15 protein-coding genes are annotated in these 19761 nt (G+C 74.4%); 5 read left to right on the top strand and 10 right to left on the bottom strand.

Annotated elements, in window-relative coordinates:
* The first annotated feature begins 99 nt into the window (after positions 1 to 99).
* Positions 100 to 1023 carry an ATP-binding cassette domain-containing protein gene (locus tag ACFY4B_RS32505; protein ID WP_387974026.1) on the top strand — a complete coding sequence of 308 codons (924 nt, stop codon included), beginning with the start codon at positions 100 to 102 and terminating at the stop codon, positions 1021 to 1023.
* Positions 1020 to 1904 (top strand): ABC transporter permease subunit, encoded by an 885-nt coding sequence (locus tag ACFY4B_RS32510; RefSeq protein ID WP_387974029.1) that lies wholly within the window; start codon positions 1020 to 1022, stop codon positions 1902 to 1904. The genes ACFY4B_RS32505 and ACFY4B_RS32510 overlap by 4 nt, the downstream gene beginning before the upstream one ends.
* Positions 1905 to 1997: 93 nt before the next feature.
* Here ACFY4B_RS32510 and ACFY4B_RS32515 read toward each other — a convergent pair whose 3' ends face one another.
* A complete protein-coding gene (locus ACFY4B_RS32515) occupies positions 1998 to 3473 on the bottom strand; it encodes an MFS transporter (RefSeq protein WP_053112161.1) in 1476 nt (491 codons plus the stop codon).
* A 287-nt stretch (positions 3474 to 3760) separates the two neighbouring features.
* On the opposite strand from ACFY4B_RS32515, the gene ACFY4B_RS32520 reads away from it, so the two are divergent.
* On the top strand, positions 3761 to 5827 hold the full coding sequence (locus tag ACFY4B_RS32520) for an MDR family MFS transporter (RefSeq protein WP_049653800.1): 2067 nt from the start codon (positions 3761 to 3763) through the stop codon (positions 5825 to 5827).
* Between the two features lie 55 nt (positions 5828 to 5882).
* On the opposite strand, the gene ACFY4B_RS32525 is transcribed toward ACFY4B_RS32520, so the two are convergent.
* Together ACFY4B_RS32525 and ACFY4B_RS32530 are read right to left on the bottom strand one after the other, a co-directional pair.
* Positions 5883 to 7133: an MFS transporter gene (locus ACFY4B_RS32525; protein WP_387974032.1), complete on the bottom strand. Its 1251-nt coding sequence runs from the start codon at positions 7131 to 7133 to the stop codon at positions 5883 to 5885.
* Between the two features lie 105 nt (positions 7134 to 7238).
* Positions 7239 to 7907 carry a GntR family transcriptional regulator gene (locus ACFY4B_RS32530; protein ID WP_387974035.1) on the bottom strand — a complete coding sequence of 223 codons (669 nt, stop codon included), beginning with the start codon at positions 7905 to 7907 and terminating at the stop codon, positions 7239 to 7241.
* Between the two features lie 183 nt (positions 7908 to 8090).
* On the opposite strand from ACFY4B_RS32530, the gene lysA reads away from it, so the two are divergent.
* Positions 8091 to 9449 carry a diaminopimelate decarboxylase gene (lysA, locus tag ACFY4B_RS32535; protein ID WP_375875714.1) on the top strand — a complete coding sequence of 453 codons (1359 nt, stop codon included), beginning with the start codon at positions 8091 to 8093 and terminating at the stop codon, positions 9447 to 9449.
* Between the two features lie 9 nt (positions 9450 to 9458).
* Positions 9459 to 10382 (top strand): LysR family transcriptional regulator, encoded by a 924-nt coding sequence (locus ACFY4B_RS32540; RefSeq protein ID WP_049660390.1) that lies wholly within the window; start codon positions 9459 to 9461, stop codon positions 10380 to 10382.
* 67 nt (positions 10383 to 10449) lie between these two features.
* Here ACFY4B_RS32540 and ACFY4B_RS32545 read toward each other — a convergent pair whose 3' ends face one another.
* The 7 genes from ACFY4B_RS32545 to ACFY4B_RS32575 all read right to left on the bottom strand — a co-directional run bounded on the left by ACFY4B_RS32545 (position 10450) and on the right by ACFY4B_RS32575 (position 19421).
* The gene (locus ACFY4B_RS32545) at positions 10450 to 11289 is read right to left on the bottom strand and encodes a serine hydrolase (protein ID WP_074005751.1); all 840 of its coding nucleotides are present in this window, start codon (positions 11287 to 11289) and stop codon (positions 10450 to 10452) included.
* Entirely contained in the window at positions 11286 to 12914 is a 1629-nt protein-coding gene (locus ACFY4B_RS32550) for an amidohydrolase family protein (RefSeq protein ID WP_375875715.1), read from the bottom strand. The genes ACFY4B_RS32545 and ACFY4B_RS32550 overlap by 4 nt, the downstream gene beginning before the upstream one ends.
* A gap of 29 nt (positions 12915 to 12943) precedes the next feature.
* The gene (locus ACFY4B_RS32555) at positions 12944 to 13744 is read right to left on the bottom strand and encodes an amino acid ABC transporter ATP-binding protein (RefSeq protein ID WP_107418955.1); all 801 of its coding nucleotides are present in this window, start codon (positions 13742 to 13744) and stop codon (positions 12944 to 12946) included.
* On the bottom strand, positions 13741 to 14721 hold the full coding sequence (locus ACFY4B_RS32560; RefSeq protein WP_259316988.1) for an amino acid ABC transporter permease: 981 nt from the start codon (positions 14719 to 14721) through the stop codon (positions 13741 to 13743). Before ACFY4B_RS32560 ends, ACFY4B_RS32555 begins: the two co-directional genes overlap by 4 nt.
* Positions 14722 to 14752: 31 nt before the next feature.
* Positions 14753 to 15643, bottom strand: a complete 891-nt coding sequence (locus ACFY4B_RS32565; protein ID WP_387974039.1) for an ABC transporter substrate-binding protein — start codon at positions 15641 to 15643, stop codon at positions 14753 to 14755.
* 189 nt (positions 15644 to 15832) lie between these two features.
* Positions 15833 to 16630 carry a hypothetical protein gene (locus ACFY4B_RS32570; RefSeq protein ID WP_074005754.1) on the bottom strand — a complete coding sequence of 266 codons (798 nt, stop codon included), beginning with the start codon at positions 16628 to 16630 and terminating at the stop codon, positions 15833 to 15835.
* Positions 16631 to 16763: 133 nt separating this feature from the next.
* Positions 16764 to 19421, bottom strand: a complete 2658-nt coding sequence (locus ACFY4B_RS32575; protein ID WP_387974041.1) for an SdrD B-like domain-containing protein — start codon at positions 19419 to 19421, stop codon at positions 16764 to 16766.
* Positions 19422 to 19761: the final 340 nt, after the last annotated feature.

Raw genomic sequence — 19761 nt, forward strand, 5'->3', positions numbered from 1 at the left:
GAGGCCGTCATCCAGCCGTGGTTGTACGGCCGGGGGTGACGGGCACTGTCGACGCCGGTCCGATGCGGCCGTACGGGCCGGACGGGCACCGTGGAGCCCATGATCGAAGTCACCGAGCTGACCAAGCGCTACGGCCGCGGCCACCGCGTCCGCACCGCCGTCGACCGTCTCTCCTTCACTGTCCGGCCCGGCCGGGTCACCGGCTTCCTCGGCCCCAACGGCGCCGGCAAGTCCACCACCCTGCGGCTGGTCCTCGGCCTGAGCGCCCCCACCTCCGGCGCCGTCACCGTCGACGGCCGCCCCTTCCGCGGCAGGCCGCGCGGCCTGCGGCACGCCGGCGCGCTGCTCGACGCGGGCGACGCCCACGGCGGGCGGACCGGCCGGGCCCACCTGCGGGCGCTCGCCCGCACCAACGCGATCCCGGCCGCCCGGGTCGAGCAGGTGCTGCACGAGGTCGGGCTCGCCGAGGCGGGCGGGCGCCGGATCGGCGGCTACTCGCTGGGCATGAGGCAGCGGCTCGGCATCGCCGGCGCGCTGCTCGGCGACCCGCCGGTGCTGCTCTTCGACGAGCCGCTGAACGGGCTGGACCCGGAGGGCGTGCTCTGGGTGCGCGGGCTGTTCCGCCGGCTCGCCGCCGAGGGGCGCACCGTCTTCGTCTCCAGCCACATGATGGCCGAGATGGAGCACACCGCCGACCACCTGGTGGTGGTCGGACGCGGCCGACTGATCGCGGACGAGAGCCTGACCGCGTTCGCCGCCCGGGCCGGCCGGGGCACCGTCACCGTCCGGGCCGCCGAACCCGACCGGCTGGCGGCCGTGTTGACGGCGGCCGGCGCCACCGTGCGGCCCGGCCCGGACGGCGCCCTCGCGGTGACCGGCGTGGGCGCCACCCGGATCGGCGAACTCGCCCTGGAACACCGCCTGTTGCTGCACGCCCTGACCCCCAGGGGCGCCTCCCTGGAGGAGGCGTTCATGGACCTGACCGCCGACAGCGTCGAGTACCCCGCCGGAGAGCCCCGTTGAACACCTCCTCGAACACCCCGCTGGACACCGTTCCCGCCGACACCCGCACCGACCCCCGCACTGGCACCCGCGCCGCCGAGCCGCGCGCCCGGTTCGGCGACCTGCTGGCCGCCGAGTGGATCAAGTTCTGGTCGCTGCGCTCCGTCCCCTGGGTGCTCGGCCTCAGCGCCCTGGCGATCGTCGCCGCCGGCCTCAAGTCCGCGCTGTACACCCGCGACCACTACACACCGGGCGAGGACGACCCGGTGATGATGGCGCAGGTGGCGCTCAACAACGCCTTCGGCGCCGCCTCCGCCGACATCCTGATGCTGGTCGCGGGCGGCCTCGGCGCGCTCGTCATCACGGGCGAGTACGCGACCGGGCTGATCCGCACCACCCTGGCGGCCGTGCCCGACCGCCGGGCGGTGCTCGCCGCCAAGGCCTGCGTGCTGGCCGCCGTGCTGTCCGGCTACGGCGTGCTCGCCGTCGGCGCCTCCTTCGGCATCAGCCAGGCGGTCCTGTCCGGGACCGGCATCGGGCAGTCCGTCACGGACCCGGCCGCGCTGCGGTACGTCGCGGCGGCGGTGCTGTTCGGCCCGGTCTGCGCTCTCGCCGGGCTCGGCCTCGGCGCGCTGATCCGGCACGGCGCGGGGGCCGTGGTGGGCACCGTCGTGGTGCTGTTCTTCATCCCCTCGCTGGTCACCGAGCGCTACCGGTGGAGCGCCGACCTGCTGCACGCCCTGCCGCTGTCCGCCTGGCAGCGCCTGGCCCGGACCACCATGGTGGGCATGCGGCCGTCCGAGTACCCGGCCACCGTCACGGGGGCCTGGACCACCTACGCGGTGTGGGCGCTGGCCTCGGTCGCCGTCGCGGCGGCCGCCGTCCACCGCCGGGACCACTGACGGAAGCACTGACAGAAGCACTGGCGGGACCGCTGACGGCCGATCCGCGCGCCGGGCCGCCCTGCCGGCGCGCCACGGCCGCCCGGTGCGCTCCTACGGCCGGCCGCCCCGGCCCGAGGCCAGGTCGGCGACCGCCACCAGCAGCGCCGCCAGCACCAGCCCGGCCGCGACCGTCACACCCAACTGGAAGGCCAGCGACCAGTCCGGGCGGGGCCCCGCGGCATGGGCGAAGAACACCGAGCCGACGACGGCGATGCCCACCGCCGAGCCGACCCGCTGCGCGGTCTGCAGCACCCCGCCCGCGCTGCCCGCCCGGGCCACCGGCACCTGCTGGAGGGTCAGCGTCTGGTTCGGGGCGATCACCAGTCCGCTGCCCACCCCGGCGACCAGCAGCGGCAGCGCCGTCGTCCAGCCCACCCGGGGCCCCGACCACAGCTGCACCGCGAGCGCCGAGGCCAGCAGCCCGGCCAGCACCAGCACCAGCCCGGCCACCACCAGCCGCCGCCCCAGCCGGCTCACCAGGCGCCCGCCCACCGCCGCGGACACCCCCGAGCCGACCGCGAACGGCGTGATCGCCAGGCCCGCCGTCAGCGCCGAGTAGTGCAGGCCCGCCTGGAGGTAGAGCGTGAAGATGAAGAAGATCGCGGTGAACCCGGCGAAGTACACCAGCGACAGCAGCACCCCCGCCGCGTACGGCCGCACCGCGAACAGCGCCATGCTCACCAGCGGTTCGCGCCGCCGCCCGTAGTGCAGCTCCCAGCCGACGAAGGCGGCGAGCAGCACCGCCGCCAGCGGCAGCAGCAGCCAGCGGGTCGGGCCGTGCCACTGCTGCGCCTGGACGAACGGCAGCAGCAGCGAGACCGTCCCGGCGCCGAGCAGCAGCACGCCGACCGGGTCGAAGTCCCGGTGCCCGGCCCGGTCGCCGGCGGGCGGGGGCGCGGGGAGCAGCCGGTAGGCGACGGGCAGCGCGGCGACGCCGATCGGCAGGTTGACCAGGAACACCCAGCGCCAGCCGTCCTGCGGGCCGACCACGTGGATCAGCAGCCCGCCGAGCAGCGGCCCGACGGCGGTGGACAGCCCGATGGTCGCGCCCAGCGCGCCGAAGGCCCGGCCGCGCTCGGGGCCCTGGAACAGCACCTGGATGAAGCCGGACACCTGCGGCACCAGCACCCCGCCGGCCGCGCCCTGGAACAGCCGGGCCAGCACCAGCCACTCCTGGCTCTGCGCCGCCCCGGCGAGCGCGCTGGCCACGGTGAACAGGGCGAGCCCGGCGAGGAAGACGGCCCGCCGGCTGCGCGCGTCGCCGAGCCGCCCGGAGGGCACCAGCACCAGGCCGAAGGCCAGCGCGTAGCCGCTGAGCACCCACTGCAGGCCGCTGTCGGACATGTGCAGCCCGGCCCGTACGGTCGGCAGCGCGACGTTGACGATGCTGACGTCCAGCAGGGTCATGAAGCCGGCGACCAGGCAGACCGCGAGCGCCCGCCAGCGACGGGCGGCGGCCCGGCCGCCCACGGCGGTGGCGCCGGGCTGCGCCGGGTGCGCGGTGCTGCGCGGGGGGTCGGCGTTCATGGGAGCCCCTTCCCGGGGGCCGGGGCGTCGTGGCACCCGGACGAACGTCGGTCGGCTTCGACCGGCTTCGAATCAGATTCGTTCGAATTCGCTCGGCTTCGTCCGGCTCATCGTCGCCCGGCCCGTCCGGGGCCGCCACCGGGGCCGCCACCGGGACCGCCACCGGGTCACCGGCCGGGCCTCGACCGGGCCTCGGCCGGGAAGGCCGCCCGGGCCCTCGTCACCCGGCCTCACCCGGACGGCCGAACCGGATCGCGGCCACCGCCCGCACCCCGGAGGCTGACGGCATGACCGTCGCCACCGAGACCCCGCCCTCCGCCCCTCCGGTGCTGGACGTCCGGCAGCGGAACGTCGTCTTCGCCACCATCGTGCTCGGCATGCTGCTGGCCGCCCTCGACCAGACCATCGTCGGCACCGCCCTGCCCACCATCGTCTCGGACCTCGGCGGGGCCGCGCACATGTCCTGGGTGGTGACGTCCTATCTGCTGGCCGAGACGGTGGCCACCGTCCTGGCCGGCAAGTTCGGCGACCTGTACGGGCGCAAGCTGCTGTTCCAGATCTCGGCGATCGTCTTCGTCGGCGGCTCGTTCCTGTGCGGGCTGTCCACCAACATGACCCTGCTGATCGCCTGGCGGGCCGTCCAGGGCCTCGGCGCGGGCGGCCTGATGGTCACCGCCATGGCCCTGATCGCGGACGTCATCCCGCTGCGCGAGCGCGGCAAGTACCAGGGCGCGATCGGCGCGGTGTTCGGCGTGGCCACGGTGATCGGGCCGCTGCTGGGCGGGCTGTTCACCGACCACCTGTCCTGGCGCTGGGCGTTCTACGTCAACGTGCCGATCGCGGTCGTGGTGGTCGCCGCGGCCGCCCGGACCATCCCCTCGGTCCGCTCGGCGACCCGCCCGGTCGTCGACTACCTGGGCATCGTGCTGGTCGCGGTCGGCGCCGGCGCGCTGATCCTGGCGACCAGTTGGGGCGGCAACGAGTACCCCTGGGGCTCCGGGGTGATCATCGGCCTGTTCGTCGGCGGCGCGCTGGCGCTCGGCCTGTTCTGCTGGGTGGAGACCCGGGCCGTCGAACCCATGCTGCCGATGCGGCTGTTCCGCAACCCGGTGTTCACGGTCTGCTCGGTGCTCAGCTTCATCGTCGGCTTCGCCATGCTCGGCGCGCTGACCTTCCTGCCGACCTTCCTCCAGTACGTGGACGGCGACTCGGCGACCGTCTCCGGCGTCCGGACGCTGCCGATGGTGATCGGTCTGCTGATCGCCTCGGTCGGCAGCGGCAACGCCGTCAGCAAGACCGGGAAGTACCGGCTGTTCCCGATCGTCGGCACCGCGGTGATGGCCGTCGGCCTCTACCTGCTCTCCCGGCTGGAACCCGGCACCGGCACCGCGCTGGCCTCGCTCTACATGTTCGTGCTCGGCGCCGGCATCGGGCTGAGCATGCAGGTCCTCACCATCGCCGTGCAGAACACCGTCGACTACGCCGACCTCGGCACCGCCACCTCCGGGGTGACCTTCTTCCGCACCATCGGCAGCTCCTTCGGCACCGCCGTGTTCGGCACCATCTACGCCAACAGCCTGAAGACCGAACTCGCCCACGGGATCGGCACCGCCGCCCGGCTCACCGGCGCCGACCCGGCCGTGCTCGCCCACGCGGCGGAGAGCCCGCAGGGCCTGCACCGCCTGCCGGCCGACCAGGCCGCGCCGATCGTCCAGGCCTACTCCGACGCCCTGCACACCGTGTACCTGTGGACCATCCCGGTGGCCGTGGTCGGCTTCGTGGTGGCGCTCTTCCTCAAGCAGGTACAGCTGCGCGACACCGCCCGGGCGGGCTCCACCGACATGGGCGAGGGCTTCGCCCAGCCGACCACCGCCGACTCCGACCCGCACCTGGAGTACTCGGTCTGCAAGATCGTCCGCGGGGTCGACCTCGACACCGTCCGCACCATCGTCTCCGGCGCCGACACCCGGGTGGACCTCGCCGGGGCCTGGGCGCTGATGGAGGTGGCCGGCCACAAGAAGGCCGTCGGCCACGCCTCGCTCGACCTCATCGCCGCCCGCAAACGCGTCCCGCCCGAGGTCCTGGAACCGGTCTTCGACCGGATGGCCGCCGAGGGCTACCTCCGCCGCGACGGCGACCGCCTCTCCCCCACCGAGGCCGGCACCCACGAGGTCCGCACCCTCGCGGGCGCCTGGTCCGACTGGCTCAACGCCCGCCTCGACGCCGACGCCGGCCGCCCCCGCAGCCCCCAGCTCAGGGCCGCCGCCGACACCATCGCCTGGCGCCTCCTGGTCGAGGACCTCGCCAACGGCCTCCCCGCCCACGCCCGCCCCAAGGACGACGCCAAGGTCTGACAGCAGGCCGCCGCCCCCCCCCGGGGATGGGCGGGGGCGGCGGCGGGGGGTGGGGTCAGCGGGAGGCTTCGGCGGGGGCGGTGCGGCGGGAGGAGAGGGTGATCACGGCGAGGCTGGCGAGGGCGAGGGCCGTCACCACGCTGAGCATCACGGTGTAGGAGGCCAGCGAGGAGAGCGCCGCGAGCACCGCGGGGAGCAGGAAGCCGGAGTAGCAGAGCGCGTAGTAGACGCCGGTGATGCCGGCCAGGTCGTCGGGGGTGACGATGCGCTGGATCTCCAGCAGGCCGGAGACCACCCCGATGCCGTAGGCGGCGCCGAGGAGGACCGCGCCGGCCAGGCCGAGCAGCGGGGAGCGGAGCGCCGCGTCGCCGGCGCAGACGGCCATGCCGCAGGCCATCAGCACCATGGAGACGATGACGCCGCGCGCCGAGGAGAGCGAGTCCAGGCGCTTGGCGAAGGGCTGGACGAGGGCGCCGGTGCCGAGGGTGAGGACGGTCAGCAGGGTCGCGTAGGCCAGCGACCAGTGGCCGAGCCGGTCGCCGACCAGCTGCGGGGTCACCGCGTACGCGACGCCGGCCGAGCCGAACACCCAGGGGGCCATCGGCAGGACCACCCGGACGAAGCGCCGGTGCCCGGCCGCCGGGACCTTGAGGTCGGCCCAGAGGCCGCGGACGGCGGCGGTCGCCCGCGCCCGGGTCTCGACGGCCTTCGGGAGCAGGAACAGCGCGGGCAGGGTGACCAGCAGGTGGGCGAGGTACGGGGTGACCATCGGCCAGGGGCCCCACTGGGCGAGCACGCCGGCCACCCCGGCGCCGAGGCCGAAGCCGAGGGTCAGGGCGAGGGAGGCGCGGCGGGCGCCGGCCCCCTGGTCGGCAGCCGGGTCGTGCGGGGCCTGGGAGAGCTCCTTGACCCAGCTGGTGCCGACGGCCATCGCGATGCCGACGGCTATGCCGGTGAGGAACCGCCCGGCGTAGATGGGGAGTTCACCGGTCACACCGCCGCACAGCACCCCGCTGGCGGCGAGCGAGGCGGCCACCGCGCCGATCATCAGCGGGCGGCGCCCGTAGCGGTCCGAGGCGGCGCCGCCGACCAGCAGTCCGGGGACCAGCCCGAGGACGTACGCCCCCAGGAAGGCGTCCACGGTGACCTCCGAGTAGCCGCCGAGGTGGCGGTACATCAGCAGCAGCGGGGTGAACTGGTTGCCGCCCCACCCGCAGCAGAACATGGCCAGGGCGGCGAGCAGCCACGGCCGCCCCCGGCCGGACGGTGCGACGGGACCGGCGGACGGTGGCCGGGTGGTGCTCATGGTGGTGCTGCTCCTTGTCGGATGGGAGGTCCCGGCGGTCCGTCGGGGCTGTGCGCGCGAAACGCCCGTCGGTGCGCGAACGCGTCGGCGCGCGATGGGGGAAGGTCAGCGGTCGGTGACGGCGCGGTGGGCGTCCAGGTGGGCGTGCAGGGCGGCGGTGAAGCCCTCGGCGTCGCGGGCGGCGATCCGTTCGACGAGCACGGTGTGCTCCTCGACCAGCGAGGCCAGCCGCTGCCGCTGCCCCTCCGGCTGCACCTGGAGCAGCTGGACGGCCATCCGGCGCTGGCGGTCGCGCAGCGCCCCGTAGAACCGTTCGGCGAGCTCGTTGCCGGAGGCCGTCACGATGCCCCGGTGGAAGGCCTCGTCGGCGTCGGCGAAGGCGCCGAGGTCGGCCCGGCGGGCGGGTTCGCGCTGCTGGTCGATCAGCTCGGACAGCTGCCGGACGAGCGCGTCGAGGCCGTCGGGGCGGCGGGTGATCCGGCGGACGGCAGTACTCTCCAGCGCCTCGCGCAGTTCCAGCACGTCCTCGGCCTCGCCGGGGCCGACCGGCACCACGACGGCTCCGCGCTTGGGGAAGAGCTGGAGCAGGCCCTCGGCCTGCAGCCGCAGGAAGGCCTCCCGGACCGGGGTGCGGCTGAGCGAGGCGCGCTCGGCGATCTCGCCCTCGCTGATCAGCGTGCCGCCGGGGAGGCCGCCGCCGAGGATGAGGTCCTTGGTCAGGTCGTACGCGCGGTCCGCGGCCGGGACGCGGGCGGGGGGCGGGGTGTCGGCCATGGACCACACCGTAGCACCATAGATGCAAGCTTAGATGCAACAGTCGGGACAGAGCCGTGACCCGGGCCGGGAGCATCGGTTTCGGTACTGCTCAGGGCCGGAAGAATGCGCTTTCTCACCCCCTCCCGCAGGGCCGAGGATGGGCGGGGCCAACCAGCCTGCCGGGAGGAAGCCTTGTCCCCTGTGTCCCCAGCCCTGCCGCCCCTCGACCCGGCCCTGCCGCCCGTCGACCCGGGCCTGCTGCCGCTCACCGCCGAATTCCGCCCCGAGGGCCTGGCCGTCGGCGGCGTGCTCCTGGACGAGGCGGCCCGCCGGTACGGCACGCCGCTGTTCGTCTACGACGAGGAGCACCTGCGCCGGCGCTGCCGGGAGGCGGTGGCCGCCTTCGGCCGGGGCAACGTCGCCTACGCCTCCAAGGCCTTCCTCTGCACCGCGATGGCCCGCCTCGCCACCGAGGAGGGCCTGCTGCTGGACGTCGCCTCCGGCGGCGAGCTGCGCACCGCGCTGTACGCCGGGGTCGACCCGGACCGGATCGTGCTGCACGGCAACAACAAGGACGAGGCCGAGCTGCGCACCGCGCTGACCGTCGGCCTGCGCCACATCGTGGTGGACAGCTTCGACGAGCTGGACCGGATCGAGCGGCTGCACCGCGAGGAGGGCCTGCCCCCGGCCCGGGTCCAGCTGCGGGTGGCGCCCGGGGTCGCGGCCGGCGCCCACCAGGCCATCCAGACCGGCGGCCACGACTCCAAGTTCGGCTTCGGCCTGGCCGACGGCGCCGCCGCGGCCGCGGTGCGCCGGGCCCGGGGCTCCGCCGCCGTACGGCTGGAGGGCGTCCACGCCCACGTCGGCTCCCAGGTGCTGGACCCGGCCGAGCTGGCCGACGGCGCCGCCGCGGTGGCCCGGTTCGCGGTGGAGCACGGCCTGCGCCGGCTGACCGTCGGCGGCGGCCTGGGCGTGGCCTACCTGAGCGGGCAGAGCGCCCCCTCCTTCGCGGTCTGGGCCGAGCGGGTCCGCGCGGCGGTGCGCGGCGCGGGCTGGAGCGGCGAGGTGGGCGTCGAGCCCGGCCGCTCGATCGCCGCCCGGGCCGGGCTGACGCTGTACCGGGTCGGCACCGTCAAGCGGATCGAGGGCGTGCGCACCTACGTCAGCGTGGACGGCGGGATGAGCGACAACCTGCGCCCGGCGCTGTACGGCGCCCGCTACGAGGCCTTCCTGCCGCGCTGCCCCGAGGCGCCCCGGCCGGGGCACGCCCGGCTGGTCGGCAAGCACTGCGAGAGCGGCGACGTGATCATCGACGACGCCGCGCTCCCCGCCGACCTGCGGGTCGGCGACCTGCTGGCCACCCCGGTGACCGGCGCCTACGGCTACGCCATGGCGTCCAACTACAACAAGCTGCCGCGGCCCGCCGTGGTCTTCGTCCGCAACGGCGAGGCCCGCCTGGTGGTGCGCCGGGAGACCGAGCACGACCTGCTCCGGCTGGACGTGGCCGCCGGCGACGGCCTCGGGGAACCGGTGGCTGCGCAGCGGTCGCATGCCGTCTAACCTGGGCCGATGCTGAACAGCGCCCGACTGCACGTCCTCCTGGAGATCGCCCGCCGGGGCACCATCGTGGCCGCGGCGCAGGCCCTGCACCTGAGCCCGTCCGCCATCTCGCACCAGCTCGCCCGCCTGGAGCAGGAGCTGGGTGTCGCGCTGGTGGAACGGGCTCCGCAGTCCCTGCGCCTGACGCCCGCGGGTGTCCGGCTGGCCGAGCACGCCCAGGCGATCGCCGATCTGATGGCCGTCGCCCAGGACGACCTGCGGGCGCACGCCGAGGGCGCGGCCGGGGTGCTGCGGATCGGCTTCTTCGCCTCCGCCGGGCTGGACCTGCTGCCCCGGGCGCTGGCCGCGTTCTCCGCCGCGAACCCGCAGGTGGAGCTGGAGCTGATCATGGGCCAGCCGCACGAGCTGGTCCCGGACCTGGAGGCTGGCCGGCTGGACGCGGCCGTCGTCTTCGAGCACCCGCTGGACCCGTGGTGCCGCCAGGCGGCGGTGGACGTGCGGATGTACTTCGAGGAGCCGCAGCTGGTCGTGGTGCCGCTGCGGCACCGGCTCGGGCGGCGCTCGCTGGTGCGGCTGGCCGAGCTGGAGGGCGAGAGCTGGATCGGCACCCATGGCGGCAGCACCGGCGAGCCGGTGCTCGAACGCGCCTGCGCGGCCGAGGGGTTCCGCCCCCGGGTACGCTGCCGCAGCGACCACTACCAGGTGACCATCAACCTCGCGCGGGCCGGCATGGGCGTCGCGCTGATCCCGGCGCTCGGCCTGGCCGACAGCGCCGGGGTGCACGTCTGCCGGCTGGACCACCCGCAGCTGCACCGCCGGATCGGGGTGGCCACCCGGACCACCAACCGCAACCCGGTGCTGCGGTCCTTCCTCGCCGAACTCGGCGCGGCGGCCGGGGAGATCAGGTCGCTGCTCGACATGCGCTGGGCCTGACCTCCCCGGCCCGGACGTCCCCCGGCCCGGACCATGCCCGGCCCTGACCTCCCCGGCCCGGAGCCCGTCAGGCCGGCCGCTGGGCCCAGGCCGCGAGGGCGCCGCCGACGTCCCGGATGGCGTGCACGGCGGCCCGCTCGGTGCTGGGCCCGAGCGCCACGTCCCAGTGCGCGACGACCGCGTAGGCCACCCGCCGGGCGCCCACGATGACGCCCGCGTCGGCCCGCACCCCGGTGTCCGTACCGGTCTTGTTGGCCACCAGCAGGCGGCCGGGCAGCGGTTCGGGGAAGCCGGGGGCGTACGGGTCGTGGTCGATCAGCGCGGGCACCAGCCCGTGGTCGGTGTTGGCGCGCATCCAGCCGAGCAGCCGGGCCGAGGCCCCCGGGGTGGCCATGGTGCCCCGGACCGCGAGGGCCACCAGGCGGGCCAGGTCGCGGGCGGTGCCGGTGGCGAAGACCGGCGGGACGTCCGGCCCGCGCTCGTCGCGCACCCGGTCGTGCAGGGTGAGCCGCTCGAGCCCGAGGTCGCGGGCCAGCCGCGCGGTGGCCGGCAGGCCGACCAGCCGCAGCAGGGCGTTGGTGGCGGTGTTGTCGCTGACCGCGGCGGTCAGCCAGGCCAGGTCCTCCACCGTCCAGCCGGGGCGGCTGAGCCGGCCGAGCAGGCCGGTGCCGCCGGTGACGTCCTCGGGGAGGATCGCGGCCGGCTGCCCGGCCGCCAGTTCCCCGTTGTCCAACCGCCGGGCGACCTCGGCGAGCAGGAGCAGCTTGGAGGCGCTGGCGACGGGCAGCACGACGGTGTCGTCCACCCCGACCGCTTCGCCGCCGTCCACGTCGACGGCGGCCACCGCGAGGGTCAGCGGGAGCGCCGCCGAGCTGCGCGCGGCGGCGGCCACCTGGGCGAGGCTCATCGGACCCGCACCACCTCTCCGGCCCGGCTCGCGGTCGGCCGGCCGCCGCGCACCGCGACCCGGCCGGCCACCACGACGGTCTCCACGCCCGCCGGCGCCAGCAGCGGCCGCTCGAAGGTCGCGCCGTCCAGGACGGCCGCCGGGTCCAGCACCACCAGGTCGGCGACGGCGCCGTCCCGGACCACCCCGCGCCCGGCCAGCCGGAACCGCCCGGCGGGCAGGCCGGTCATCTTGTGCACCGCGAGCTCCAGCGGCAGCAGGCCCTGCTCGCGCCCGTAGTGGCCGAGCACCCGGGCGAAGCTGCCCGCCCAACGGGGGTGCGGGCGGCCGGGTTTGGGCACGCCGTCCGAGCCGATCATGGACAGCGGGCTGGCCAGCACCCGGCGGACGTCGTCCTCGCGCATCGAGTGGCTGATGATGGTCACCTCGCCCTGCGCCTCCAGCAGCAGGTCGCTCACGTAGTCGACCGGGTCGGCGCCGCGCTCGGCGGCCAGGTCGGCGATCCGGCGGCCCTCGGCGGTACGGCGGGCGGGCGCGGCGGCCACCGAGATCAGGTCCCAGCCGCCGTTGCCGACGGTGTTCTCCCAGCCCTCGACGCCGTTCGCGATGTCCGCCCGGATCCGGTCCCGCACCTCCTTGCTGCGCAGCCGCTCCAGCAGGGCGGCCGGCCCGCCCTCGCTGGTCCACGGCGGCAGCATCGCGTGCAGCACGGTGCTGCCGGCGGTGTACGGGTAGACGTCGCAGAGCACGTCCACGCCGTCGGCGCGGGCCTGTTCCAGGCGCGGCAGGGTGCGCAGGGTGGCGCCCCAGGCGTGCCGCCCGGCGGTCTTGTGGTGGGAGACCTGGAGCGCCGCGCCGGAGCGCACCGCGATCTCCAGCGCCTCCTCCAGGGCCTTCTCCACCTGGGACATCTCGTCGCGCAGGTGGGTCACGTACGGCTTGCCGTGCCGCGCGGCGACCTTGGCCAGGGCCACGATCTCCTCGGTGTCCGCGTAGACGCCGGGCGGGTAGATCAGGCCGGTGGAGAGGCCGGCCGCGCCCTGGGCCAGCGCCCGGTCGAGCAGGTCGCACATGGCGGCCAGCTCCTCGGGGGTGGGCGGTCGGTCCTCGAAGCCCATCACCCCGGCGCGCAGCGTGCCGTGGCCGACCAGCGAGGCGATGTGGTTGCGGCGCAGTTCGGGCCGCTGGCCGGCCGCGAAGGCGTCGAAGTCCTCGGCGGGCAGCACCGGCCCGAGGCCGAAGGAGACCCGCAGGTGCCCGGCCAGTTCGGGCAGCCGCTCGGGCAGGGCGGGGAACAGGCTGATCCCGCAGTTGCCGCTGATCTCGGTGGTGACGCCCTGGAGCAGCGGGGCGAGCCGCAGTTCGTCCAGGGCGTCGCCGTCGGTGTGGGTGCCGCCGCCGAAGGGGGCGGCGAGCGCGTCCGAGTGGGTGTGGACGTCGATGAAACCGGGGGTGACGACCCGTCCGGTGACGTCCAGCGTCTCGGCCGCGGCCACCGCGGTGCCCGGCGGCAGGACGGTGACCCGGCCCCCCGCGACGGCGAGGTCGGCCGCGCGGCCGGGCGCCCCCGTGCCGTCCACCAGGGTGCCGCCGCGCAGCAGCAGGTCGACCGGGGTCGTGGTCACGTCCGCTCCCATCAGTCCTGTCGCTCCCATCAGAGCACCGTCGAGAGGAAGGCCCGGGTGCGGTCGTGCCGCGGGGCGGTGAACACCTCGGCCGGGCTGCCGGCCTCCACGACGGCGCCCTCGTCCATGAAGACGACCCGGTCGGCGACCTCGCGGGCGAAGCCCATCTCGTGGGTGACGACGATCATCGTCATGCCGCTGCGGGCGAGGTCGCGCATCACGCCGAGCACCTCGCCGACCAGCTCCGGGTCGAGCGCGGAGGTGGGCTCGTCGAAGAGCATCAGGGTCGGCTCCATGGCCAGCGCCCGGGCGATCGCCACCCGCTGCTGCTGGCCGCCGGAGAGCTGGGCCGGGTAGTGGTCGGCGCGGTCGGCCAGGCCGACCCGGGCGAGCAGCTCGCGGGCCCGGCGCTCGGCCTCCTGGCGCGGGCGCCCCTTGACCGCGATCGGGCCCTCCATCACGTTCTGCAGCGCGGTGCGGTGCGGGAAGAGGTGGAAGCGCTGGAAGACCATGCCGATCCGCTCGCGCTGGTGGCGGATGTCGCGCGGCCGGCGCTCGCGCAGCCTGCTGCCGGAGGCGCCGTGCGGCTCGTAGCCGACCAGCTCGCCGTCCACCTCGATCCGCCCGGCGTCGATCTTCTCCAGGTGGTTGAAGCAGCGCAGCAGGGTGGACTTGCCGGAGCCGGAGGGGCCGATCACGCAGAGCACCTCCCCCGCCCGGACCTCCAGGTCGATGCCGCGCAGCACCTCCAGCTCCCCGAAGTGCTTGCGCACCTTCCGGGCCGACAGGACCACCTCGGCGGTCGGCTTCGCCGGATCCGTACCCGTCACTTGCCCTCCCCCTTCTTCACGCGCTTCTGTGCTGCGCCGCGCCCCGGCCGCAGGTTGGCCAGCACCCGGCGGTGCAGGGCCGGCGGAGCGCCGGCCGGGTTGAACTTCCGCTCCACCGCGTGCTGGGCGACGCTCGCGATGGTGGTGAGCACCAGGTACCAGAGGGACGCGACGATCAGCAGCGCTATCACCTCGAAGTTGGCGAGGTAGAGGTGCTGGGAGACGGTCATCAGGTCGGCGCCGGCGATGACGGAGACCAGCGAGGTGGTCTTCAGCATCGAGATGAACTGGTTGCCGAACGGCGGGATGATCACCCGCATCGCCTGCGGCAGCACCACCCGGGTGAGGATCTGCCGGTTGGACATGCCGAGCGAGGCGCCGGCCTCGCGCTGCCCGGGGTCGACGCTCTGGATGCCGGCCCGGACGATCTCGGACATGTAGGCGCCCTCGTTGATCGACAGGCCGAGCAGTGCCGCCACGAAGCCGGTGATCAGGGTGTTGGACTGCCAGCTGACCAGCTTGGGCCCGTCGAACGGGATGCCGATGCTGATCTCCGGGAAGAGCAGCGCCAGGTTGAACCAGAAGATCAGCTGGACCAGCAGCGGGGTGCCGCGGAAGAACCAGGTGTACGCCCCGGCGGTGGTCCGCAGCACCGGGCTGTCGGACAGCTGCATCACCGCGACCACCACGCCGATGACGATGCCCACCACCTGGGAGATCAGGGTGAGTTGGACCGTCACCCAGAGCCCTTCCAGGATCACGCCGTCGAACTGGTACCGGGCGACGATGTCCCAGTGCAGGTTGGGGTTGACGATGATCGTCCAGGCCAGCCAGACGGCGACGAAGGCCGCCGCCAGCACGGCGAACCAGCGCGCCGGGCGGGGCCGGCCGGTGACCTCGAAGGCCAGGTCGTCGTCGGCCGCGGCCTCGGCGGTCGGGACTCGGCCGGCCGGTGCGGGCATCGCGGGGTCTCTCATGTCGGTGCTCATCTCGTCGGTGCCGCCGTTCTCACTGCGCCGCGTTGACGGTGGCGCGCTCCACCGCGCTGCCGCCGACCTGGTAGGTGTCCAGCACCTTGCGGTACTCGCCGCTCTCGATCAGCTCCTGGAGCGCCTTCTGCACCGCGTCGCGCAGCCCGGAGTCCTTCTTCGCCACCGCGATGCCCCAAGGCGCCGTCCCGTACTGGTCCGGCAGCACCTCGTAGGAGCCGCTGCTCTGCACGAACATCTGCGCCACCGGGTAGTCCACGATCGTGGCCACGGCCCGCTCGCTGTCCAGCTGGAGCAGCCCGGTCGGGGCGTCCTCGCTCTGCGAGATCGTCATCCTGGTGGCGCACTTGGCGTTCTGCTGCTCGCCGATCTCCAGGTTGGAGCTGCCCTTGGCGAGGACCACCTTCTTCCCGCAGAGGTCCTCCAGGGACTTGATGCCCTCGGGGTTGCCCTTCTTCGTCATGATCACGCCGCCGGTGCGGAAGTAGTCGACGAAGTCGACGGCCTGGCGGCGCTGGGCGCTGTCCGTCATGGAGGACATCACCAGGTCGTAGCGGCCGGCCTGGAGGCCGGGGATCAGGCCGTCGAAGGAGGAGTTGGCGAGCTCCAGCTTCAGGCCGAGCCTCCCGGCGACGGCGGCGGCGAGGTCCGGGTCGACCCCGGTCAGCTCGGTGGTGCCGGGCTTGTACATCTCCATCGGCGGGTAGCCGACGGAGGTGGCCACTCTGAGCACGCCGCTCTGCTTGTTCTTCGCCGGGAGCAGCTCGGCGGCGCTCTTCCCGGCGTTCTGCGCGGCCTGGGCCGCGCCGGCGGCCGGGGAGCCGCCCTGGTCGGAGCGCCCGCAGGCGGTGGCGGCCAGGACGACCAGGGACAGTGCGGCCAGACAGCGCAGGGAACGGGGGCGGTTCATCGGCTACTCCCTCGGGCGGTGACGGTGCGCCGATGCTGGCAGCCGGGTCCGGGTGAACGGAAGATGATGAAGCTATTGCTGCCTCACCAACGATTTTTGTACGGCTGACCGCCCTGTCCTGCGGCTTCCGGCCGTACCGGGCCGGCCTGGTCTCCGGTCAACCGGTCAGCCGACCGGCCGGTGCGCCGGTCAGCCGGTGAGCCACGGGGCCTCGGGCAGCTTGGCGTCCGCCTGCCGTCCGGCGAGCTCGACGGTGGTGGGGGTGCCCAGCCCCGGCATCCGCATCGTCACCCGGCGCAGCCCGCCGTCGCCGTCGACCCAGTAGGTCAGCGGCGAACGGGCGCCGTCGGGCGCGGCCCCCTGGGCGCGCGGACCGGCGAAGCGGTCGTAGCCCTTGCCGTCGATCCGGTCCCGGCCCAGCCAGCGGGCCCCCGACTGGGCGAGCAGCAGCGGGTTGTCGGGGCGGTCCGCGCCGAGCTGGACCAGCAGGTTCAGTCCGGCGTCCAGCGGATCCGCCGTGTAGGTGCGCGGCGACCAGCCCTGGCGCGGGATGCGCTCGGCCTGCTCCCAGGCCGGGGCGTCGGTGGCGGGGGCGGTGCCGGCCTGGTCGGGGGCCAGCCCGAGGCCGCCGGTGTCCCAGACGATCAGGCCGTGGTCCAGCGCCCCGCTCGCGCCGGTGGTCCGGTAGCGGCCGACCCCCCGGTGGTTGCGGTAGTCGACGACCCCGTCGACCCGGATGGTGACGCCCCCGCCCTCCTCGGCCGTGAGCGTCACCGCCACCGGGCTCGCCTGGTAGAGGTTCAGCCGCGACAGGGCGAGCCGGCCGGCCTCGTCGGTGGTCACCGGGCGTTCGACGGCCTCGTCGGAGACCGTCCGGTAGACGGCCACGCCGCCCGCCGCGGCGCCGCACACCACGATCGCGATCAGGGCCTTGAGCCAGTGGGACCGCCGGGGCCCGCGGCCGTCGGCCTTCGTCTTGCGGGGCATGCAGCCGCTCCCTCTCCTCGGTCGGACACGACAGTCGGGCGGGCCCGGGGACCAACGGTCCCACGAACCCGCCCGATTCGGGCCCGGTGCCGGTCTCCCCGCACCGGGCCCGGTACGAACACCCCGTCTGCGGCTAGCCGCGCTGAGCGGCCTTGCGCCTGCGGGCCACCAGCACCGTGGCGGTGCCGAGGGCGATCAGCGCCGCCGCGCTGGTCAACACGATCGGCATCCCTTCACCCGCACCGGTGTTGGGCAGGTGCCCGGACGCCGGGGGCGCCGGGGCCGGCGGCACCGGGGCCGCCGTCGTCGGCGCCGGGGTCGGCGTCTCGGTCGGGGTGGGCGTCGGTGTCGGCGTCGGGATCAGCTTGTTGACGGCCGTCACCTCCACACCGGCGTCGAGGTTCGCCGAGGTCAGCTTCAGCGGACCGAAGACGGTGACCTCCGGCGCCGCGTAGCCGTCCGGCGGGCTCAGCTCCTGCCAGTAGTACGTCCCCGGCACGCCGGTGCCCTGGCAGATGCCGTCGGCGCCGGTCGTGCAGGGCTCACCGACCTTGGTGTCGGGCTTGTCGCCGGTCGGCTGGAGCCCGTCGGTCCCGTTGGTCTCGTGCCACAGCTGGAACTTGGCGCCGGCCAGCGGCTTGCCGTCCTGGTCGTGCTTGACCAGGCGCAGCGCGCCCTCCTGGAGCCGGAAGCCGAAGTCGTAGGTGTGGTCGTTCTCGCCGGGGCCGCCGGTGGTCAGCGCCCGCTCCGGGAACTTGCCGTCCTTCGGAACGATGCCCTTGGAGTCGATGAAGTGGTTGTCACCGACGTCGTGGTCGGTCGGCACCCACTGGAAGAGGGGGCCGTCCTTGGCGTAGTCCGCCGGGTTGTCCAGCTTGATCGTGTACTTGGTCCTCGGCTTGAGGCCGCCGTCGACGTTGCTGTCGTCGAAGTAGTACTCGCCGCGCTTGGTCGTCTTGGTGGTGCCGACGAGCTTCCCCGACTCGTCGTACAGGTGGACGGTGGCACCCGGAACCGGCTTCTGGCCCGGCAGTTGGAGGCCGCTGCGCTCGGGGTCGTACCAGACCCGGTTGCCGATCTGGAGCGGCGCCTGGTCGCAGAGCACCTCCAGGTCGCCCATCGCGGCGCCCTTGCCGAACGGCGGGATGCCCGGGCCCGCGTTGAGCCGCACGCCGCCGTCCGCCTTGCCGTCGCGCTTCTGGAAGGCGCTGCCGTAACCGAAGGCCTGGCTGTCGCTGTCGTAGCCCGAGGTCACGATGGAGTCCTCGACCTTCGAGAACGCCATCCCGGCGTTGGCGGGGTTGTTGTGGCCGATCCGGGCGTTGTCGAAGAACCGCTGGCCCCGGGCCTTGGACCCGCAGCCCAGGTTGGTGTCCAGCACGTACGTGCCGTTCTCCGGGCAGGCCTTGAGGAGGTCGCCGCCGGGCAGGACCTTGGACATCGCGCTGCCCGTCGGGCTGGCCGCCGACTGGTCGCCGAAGCGGTCCCGGAAGGCGAGCAGCATCGAGCCGTCGGTCTCGAAGGCGATCTCGGCGACCGCCGGCTCGGGGTTGGCCAGGTAGTTGGCCCCGCAGGCCTGGCCGTTCTGGGTGGTCGGGAAGGTGTCCTGCCACGGGAACCAGGCGGTGCCCGGGCACGGGCCGCCGACCGTGGTGCCGCGCGGGTAGTCGAGCGGCTGGTTCAGCACGGCCGGCTTGAACGCGCCGGTGGACAGGTCGAACGGCAGCACCACGGCGCGCAGGTCCGTGGCCTTGCCGGTGGACTCGCCCGAGCAGACGCCGCCGAGGAAGCCGTTGCCGTCCTGGATGCCGAGGCCGTACGGACGCCAGTCCCCCGGCGCCGGGCAGCCCGGGTCCGGGATGGCGTAGGCGGCCTTGGGCGCGGCCGCCGTCGCCGCGGTGGCGTCGTAGCGGTAGAGCTTGCGGTCGTTCAGGTTGACGACGAAGAGGTCCTTGCCGTCGTCGGTGATCTTGATGCCGCCGAGGCTCTCCTTGCCCACCGGGGCCAGGAAGCCGTCGTCGTTGCCCGGGCCGTGCGGGGTGGTGCCCGCGTCCGGGACGGTGGCGAACAGCGTGGTCTTCTTCGTCGCCCAGTCGGTGACGTAGATCCCGCCGGGGCCGCCGGGGCCGTAGGCGGTGGTCCGCTTGGCCTGGGCCGAGGAGAACACCCGCTTGTCGGCCTTGTTCCAGGCGATGCCGTACAGGTTGCCGGTCTGCCCGGCCGTGGCCACGTCGGTCAGGGTGAAGCCGGTGCCGGCCGTGCCCCGGGACTCGTACGGGAAGGACACCAGCGTGTGCTGGGCGGCCCCGTCCTGGGGCGGGTTCTGACAGGTCGACACCAGCGGCGCGTTCTTCTGGCAGTAGTCACCCGGGCTCCAGAGCCCCGTGGTGATCTCCACCTTCTTGCCGCCGGAGAGGTCGACGAACTCCTCGTTGGAGCTCAGCTTGTTCGGCCCGCCGTCCAGACCCTCGCGGGAGGCGAAGGCCGGGTAGAGCACGCCCGGCTTCGGGTTCACCACCTGGACGCGGTACTTGCCGCCGGTCAGCTTGCTCGCGGCCGGCGCCAGCGTCACCGTGCCGTCCGCCGCCGTGGTGCCCTCGATGGCGACCCCGGCCTCGTCGGTGAGCGTCACCTTCACGCCCGCCATGCCCGATTCCAGCCCGGGCGTCCACACACCGTCGGTGTCCACGGCCCGGATCACGTGGACCGCCACCGTGCCGTCGCCGGTCTGGGGGAAGGCCGGCGGGGCCGCCGCCAGGGACCAGGAACCGGCCAGTACGGCCAGCGTCACCGCGCCGCCCGCGGTGCGAAGGCCCGCGGCGCGGCGGCCGGGTGGACCCGTCCGCCGCCCGCCGGAGCCGCGCGCGGCACCGACGGTTCGATCATTTGTCGTCGTCATCCCTGCTCTCATCATCCAGTTGGGCCTGCCGCCCGACCTCGGGAGCGAGTTCGCGAGTGGCGGAAAGCCGCCATTGTTAACGGGAGCTTAAAGGGACTTCACACAAGTTCGCCGGGAAACAAGGAACTTTGACAGGAGATCAGACGTTACGAGGCCGTCACGGCTGCTCATCCGGCCCCGGCCGTCGAGCCGTTGACCAGCGCCGATCCGCCTGCTGCGGCCCGCCGCCCCC

This window comes from Kitasatospora sp. NPDC001261 (genome assembly GCF_042896795.1).
Taxonomy (GTDB): Bacteria; Actinomycetota; Actinomycetes; order Streptomycetales; family Streptomycetaceae; genus Kitasatospora.